The sequence below is a fragment of the uncultured Tateyamaria sp. genome, from assembly GCF_947504105.1.
Lineage (GTDB): Bacteria > Pseudomonadota > Alphaproteobacteria > Rhodobacterales > Rhodobacteraceae > Tateyamaria.
In genome coordinates, this window is the sequence record NZ_CANNGP010000090.1 from 1 (window position 1) to 5911 (window position 5911).

Here is a 5911-nt window from a genome sequence, read left to right on the forward strand (position 1 = left end):
TTATGTTACGTGCGTAACACACTCCATGGCGCGGTTTGGTGCACCTTCGTTTGAAACAGACGGAGGGAGTGTAATGAAACAGCATCGTCCAGCTCCGGCGCCGGTAAGACCAGCAACCTCGGTCCGCGAAATCGAACGGACCTGGCATCGCCAATACACCAGTTTCCTGCGCCTTGCTAACCGGCTTGCCAATGGCAACGCTCATGTGGCTGAAGCACTGGTTTCACGCACCACAGTGCGAATCTTGGAATATGTCCAGAAAGCCGATCAACCGATCGAAAACATCGAGGCTTTCTTCTTTGCATCTCTTCGTAACAGCGCGTTGGATCACTGGCGTCGTCACAATAGAGAAACCGAAGGCTTGCGGGGTTTGGACCACATTCTGCGCGCGGATCGGATCGAGGACGAGACGGTGCAGCGGATCATGGCTCGACAAGAACTCGGCATCGTCGCCGCGCATTTGTCGGAACTGCCGGCCGAGGTAACCGAACTGGTGCGCCTAAGGATACTTGAGCATCGCCCGTACTCTCAGATAGCAACCCGATTTGGCATTTCCGAGACGCTGGCACGCAAGCGAATTCAGATGGCACGCCGCCTGCTGCGCCGTCGTCTGAATGCTGAGAATCTCGGACTGGGGCGTCACAAAACTGCGCGCCGGGCGTCTAATTCAACAAAGCACAGTCATGATTAGGAGGTTGCGATGGCCAATGATGGTCCTACCACACCGGTGAATTCGCAGATCACTGACGCTGTGACCCAGACCAATGTCGAAGTTGTCGCGGTCTCACCCGCACAATCGCTGGGCATGCTCTATCAGATGGCAACCCATTCGGCGGGCCTGTCGATGCAGAACTCGGTTTCCAGCCAGCAAAATCTGAACCAGATCGCCAATGCGGTGGTATCCACCGCCGTTCGCGAAATCCTCAATGTGGGTGCCAGCACGTCTCAGACCGACTGATGCCCCTCGCGCCATAAGGCAGAACCGAAATGTGGTCCTTTCTGGAGAAGTTGATGCCTGACAAACCTTCCTCCCCTCCGGGTAAATCCGATGCGACGGACAATCTGAAGAAAGCCTTTTCCGAGTTTGAGGCCGAAGTCCTTGATACAGTGGAAAAGAAAGCCGACGACACTGTCAGCTCGGAAGCCAGCAAGGTCGAATCCGCCGTCACCGGAGCGGAACAGAAAATCGAAACCGGCATTGATGACGCAATCGACCGGATCAAACCTGACGCCAAACCGAAAAAGCAGGCTGCGGCTGACCCGCGCATCACCGACGCACCGCCCCACTCGGCTATGCAGGACTATCGCGGGCTGGCTTTCCAGTCCAACCCGGCACAGGCCGCCCCCCCTGGTGGTGATCCTCAGTCCGATCCGCCCGCAGGAAATTCCGACGCGGCGGACACTTCGGCGTTGAATCAGGCAATGGTTCAGGCCGTCGGCTTTCAAAACCAAGAGGTCAAAAGCTACGCGCCAACCATGATCGTTACACCTCCTGACCAGATGATCGGTCAGGCGGCAGGTTTGGCGGCTCAGGCTTCGGCCCAGTATTTCGACTCGATGACCAAGATCATCATGTCCAGCCAGTCGGTCATGTTGAAGAAGATGGCCGAAAACGTCGCTGCCGGAAACATCGGCAGTGCAGCAGAGGACGGGCTGGTCATTGCCGAGACCGAGTTGCTGCTGGCCGCCGCAATGGCCGTGGCTGCTGCCGGCGGCGCGATGGAGGCCGAGGCGGCGAGTTTCGGCATCAGCAAGATCAATGAAAGTGTCCAGTCCCGTACCGGCAAATCCAGCGACAGCTGATCCAATTTTTGCAAGGAGTCCAAGATGCCACTCGTACCCGACACCGAACATATTGCCTGGTATACCGGCGACGAAGTCGAGGCGCAGAAGTCATTGCTGCGTCAGACAGACGCTACCTTTCTCATGCAGATACTGCAACTCTCGTTGAAACTCGGCGGACCGCTGCATAATGTGGCGTTGGCCGTACAGAAGATTTGTGATCAGGCGCGCCAAGTCGTAGCGGGAGATATTCCTCTAGATCCGTTCACGACTGAGCTTACGTCGATCTGGATCGGGTATGACGAAGAGGAAACCGCAGAGTTTTCGGCCAATGTCCGGCTGATCGCCGGGTTGAATCTGATGAAGGATGCCTCAGTGATCAATCCGCTGGCGCTTGGAGACTTCTGCCGAGCTTTTGCGGACCTGGCCACCAGTGTCCCAGCGGAAAAGAACGCCGGCCTGCATGCCATTGGGGGTTTGATCAAATCTCTGCAGAACAAGCAGGCCTTCGACACGACCACCAACCGCATCCGCATCAAGCGGCGCGACATCCTGGAACAGGTGCCGGGAGTTGGCATCACACAATGGTACCTGCCCAGCGACGACGTGCTGGGCACCATAGACCGGCTGCTGGGATATTATGAGACCGGTGATATCTCGGGCACGACGACTGATGGGCTGGCAGTGCTGGCCACGCTGCAAACGCTGAACGTTTACGCCCTCGGAAACCCGGTAGCTATCAAGCCTAAAATTGCGACGTTGGTTAATAATGGACTGGCCTTCAACAGTTTCGCCGGGATGGTGATCCAGATGCACCATTCGCTGCCCGAATGCATGATGGCGATCAACCTGATGCCCCGGAATCTGGGTGGAGTGGGCGGTGCAATCTCCCAGATCTATTCTCCGTTGCTTACCAATACCTTCCCTGCGGATCCGGGCATAAATGCAATTTATACATCTTGGCAGCAGGCGCGCTATACGGCTCTCGGCGGTGACGGCGCCCGAGGGGAAAATATGCGGATGCTAATCGTTCTGCAGGACATCTTTCAGATGCCGAAGATGGCCAGTGCCAGTAACGAGGTTGCACTGGTAATGCCCTTCACCTTTGCGGACATGACCAATAGCCCCAGTGTCTTCGGCGAAGCATTTTACAACAAAACGGTTACCGAGCTCAACACATCCAACCCAGGCCCGGCAATTACACTGGAAAAGCTGTCGAAACCCATTTTCACCCTTTGGTTCGTCATAGAATTCAACCCGGCGATCAACAAACAGCCGTACGTATCTCAGAGTGTTCAGCGGGGCATGACCCTGCCGGTAGGAACACCACCAGATGTCGCCAACTACAACGAGCTGGTTGCTCCGTTTCTGGAGCAAGCGGACTACGGAAGAGTAAAGGCCGCCGAGGTCGGCGTTCTCTGATCCGCGTACGACCGTGTGGTTCACGAAACTGGCCCTGAAGCGTCTTTCATAGTGACACACCTAACAGCGCTGGAGACACCCCATGACCGAAGAAATCGAAATTCTGCGCAGCCGGACCGACGAAATTCTTGTGCAGGTTCTGTCGCAATGGAGCCAGAGTGTCATCGTCTGTCAGGATCGCAACCTGCCGCCCTTTGGCAGGTTGGCCTCTTGCCTTGCTTCCGCCCGGGATATGCTGGCTGAGGCCGCGATAGCCGCCACACAGCTCGAGACATCGGAAGGTGAGTTCTTTGACGACGCGTTTGGCGACGAAACCGATCGGACCGAACGTCATGTCAGCGTCGATATCGAGGAGCATGAGGTCACCACTACGGGTCCGAAGAAAGGGAAGCGGAAATGAGCAGCTTAAACGATGATCTGTCCCGCCTTCTTTCGCTGGCCCGATCCTGGATAGGCCGTGACCTTGCCGACGAAGAAATACTCAAGCTGACAAAATGGCTCGCGGGGCAGCGTACCGCGTCCACCACCTCGTCCGCCGAGATTGACCAGGGTCTGGCCGCCGCATCAGCCGTCATTGCCGAGGGGCGTCAGGCCGCAGAAGCGGCGATGATGCAGGCGTTCCAATCGGTGCGCAATGCGCCTCAACAGCAGCAACCCGACCCACAGCCGCCGTTGCAGGACCGGGTCGCCAGCGCGGAACAGCGCGTGATCGAAGGAATACTACAGCCACTGGCCAAGCCCGCAGGCGGTCCACTTGAGCAGTTGGAACTGTCGCAACTCTCGCAGACCCTGGCGGAAATCGTTCAAATCCAGGTGCGCGAGCAGGTCGGTAAAAGTATGGCGGAAGCTGAAGCGAAGCTGGATCTGAAGCTGGCCGAAATTGATGGCAAAGTCGAACTGAAGCTGACCGAGATCGCAAACAGAGCCACCGAGATTGTCAACAGATTGTCAGCTGATATTCGCGAACAGCTGGTCCGCGATCTGGCCGAACAGACCCGCAAGACAACAGGCCAATCCCGCACACAGAAAAAGAAGTGAAGCGGTTTCACAACGGGTGTTTCCCGACGTCCTTATAGATACGAACCCAAACACAAGGAGCAACGCGATGGGTAACCAAACGCCCCTAACCTCCCAGATCACGGACGCGGTCGCCCAGTCCGATGTAGAGGTCGTAGGCGAAGCCCCGGCTATAGCCATGGGTACCAGTTTCCAGACGATGGCACATGCGACCGGTTCGCTCTTTGAAACAGCCGTTGTCACTGCGCAACAACAAGACGCAGTCTGCCAGGCCGCGTCGAACCAGGGCGTGATGCAGCTCTACAGTCTTGACACGATTGCCACGGCAGGTGCGACCACCAAAATCAGTCAAATCGGCGTGGCGGATAACCTCTCGCAGCTGCTGAGCTTACTGCGATCCTAGACTCGGTAATTCCAACCATCTCACCCTAGTGCAAGACAGGAGATAAATCATGACTTGGCCGACGCGAGTAAATTCTCAAATCACGGATGCGGTGACCCAGTCCGACGTCAAGGTCGTAGGCGAAGCCCCGGCCATGGCCATGGGGGTCAATTTTCAGACTATGGCCCACTCCACCGGCATACTGTTGCAAAATGCGGTTGCGTCGTCCCAGCAACAGAATGCGCTGAGTCAGGCAGCCTCGAACCAGGGTGTGATGCAAATCTACAGCCTCGATACCACAGCCGTCGCCGGGGCCAGCGAGAAAGTGGGACAAATCGGAACGCCAGATAATCTGTCCAGCCTTCTGACTGTTCTGAATGCCTTCAAACCCTAAGATTCTGACCCGTTGTTACTCTTCAACCCTAGTGCCAACCAAGGAGACCAAACATGACTTGGCCGACAGCAGTAAATGACCAGATTACCGACGCCGTAACTCAATCCAACGTCAAAGTGGTGGGCGAAGCCCCCGCAATGGCAATGGGCACGGTCTATCAGACAATGGCCCATTCAACCGGCATCCTGTTCGAGAACTCGGTTGCCGCCGCCCAACAGCAAAATGCACTCAGCCAGGCGGCCTCGAACCAGGGCGTGATGCAGATCTACAGCCTCGATACCACCGCAACCGCAGGTGCATCCGAAAAGATCGGGCAGACCGGCGTTGCGGACAACCTAACCAGCCTACTCACCGTACTAAACGCGTTTAAGTCGCCGCCGACATCTGGCGGAATCTGATCTTACCGGAAACTTCCGGTTGTTTAGGGGTGTTCCCTTGGGACACCCTTTTACATACGGTCGGTTAGGACTGAGCACGCCAAACAAACGCAAGTTGACCATTTCTTTTGGATTTCATTCGGCACAGGCTTGATCAACGAACTACTCTGAGAACACCTTGCCAGGAAATATGCCCCAGATGAATTTACCTAGGCCGGTGGTCCCTGTATTTCATTGATCCAAAGGGTGTCGGGATAGCCGTTAGATTTTTGGGAAAAACTTTAGCATTCACGGCGTCGAGTTACAGTGCCGATTTCTCGCCTTTCCCATAGATCGCCATGTCTAATTTGCGTACGCTGTTGTCAGTCGTGAGATCTACTGCAATTTTTGGAATGGGCTCATTGCGGTCAGTCAAACCAGCCATCCGCAGCATCGCATACCCTGCCATTTGAGTTTCTGTGATCGCAGCCCGCTTTCCGGACATTCGCTGTAAAAGTAAGGGTTGACCTGATCGAACTCACAGACTGCGGGACAAAG

At 55.9% G+C, this 5911-nt stretch carries 9 protein-coding genes; all 9 read left to right on the plus strand.

The annotated features are described in order from the left end of the window. The first annotated feature begins 73 nt into the window (after nt 1-73). The 9 genes from Q1A75_RS23125 (at nt 74) to Q1A75_RS23165 (ending at nt 5395) form a co-directional block, all read left to right on the plus strand. Complete coding sequence (locus tag Q1A75_RS23125; RefSeq protein WP_299593323.1) at nt 74-691, plus strand: RNA polymerase sigma factor; 618 nt, start codon at nt 74-76, stop codon at nt 689-691. A 9-nt stretch (nt 692-700) separates the two neighbouring features. After that, nucleotides 701-958, plus strand: a complete 258-nt coding sequence (locus tag Q1A75_RS23130) for a RebB family R body protein (RefSeq protein ID WP_299593320.1) — start codon at nt 701-703, stop codon at nt 956-958. A 53-nt stretch (nt 959-1011) separates the two neighbouring features. Then, nucleotides 1012-1803 carry a hypothetical protein gene (locus Q1A75_RS23135; RefSeq protein ID WP_299593317.1) on the plus strand — a complete coding sequence of 264 codons (792 nt, stop codon included), beginning with the start codon at nt 1012-1014 and terminating at the stop codon, nt 1801-1803. A 24-nt stretch (nt 1804-1827) separates the two neighbouring features. Continuing rightward, nucleotides 1828-3204: a hypothetical protein gene (locus tag Q1A75_RS23140; protein WP_299593314.1), complete on the plus strand. Its 1377-nt coding sequence runs from the start codon at nt 1828-1830 to the stop codon at nt 3202-3204. A gap of 82 nt (nt 3205-3286) precedes the next feature. Further along, on the plus strand, nt 3287-3604 hold the full coding sequence (locus Q1A75_RS23145; RefSeq protein ID WP_299593311.1) for a hypothetical protein: 318 nt from the start codon (nt 3287-3289) through the stop codon (nt 3602-3604). Further along, the gene (locus Q1A75_RS23150; protein ID WP_299593308.1) at nt 3601-4242 is read left to right on the plus strand and encodes a hypothetical protein; all 642 of its coding nucleotides are present in this window, start codon (nt 3601-3603) and stop codon (nt 4240-4242) included. Before Q1A75_RS23145 ends, Q1A75_RS23150 begins: the two co-directional genes overlap by 4 nt. Before the next feature lie 67 nt (nt 4243-4309). Then, a complete protein-coding gene (locus Q1A75_RS23155; RefSeq protein ID WP_299593305.1) occupies nt 4310-4624 on the plus strand; it encodes a RebB family R body protein in 315 nt (104 codons plus the stop codon). 49 nt (nt 4625-4673) lie between these two features. Beyond that, a complete protein-coding gene (locus tag Q1A75_RS23160; protein WP_299593302.1) occupies nt 4674-4997 on the plus strand; it encodes a RebB family R body protein in 324 nt (107 codons plus the stop codon). Between the two features lie 53 nt (nt 4998-5050). Continuing rightward, nucleotides 5051-5395: a RebB family R body protein gene (locus Q1A75_RS23165; RefSeq protein ID WP_299593299.1), complete on the plus strand. Its 345-nt coding sequence runs from the start codon at nt 5051-5053 to the stop codon at nt 5393-5395. Nucleotides 5396-5911: the final 516 nt, after the last annotated feature.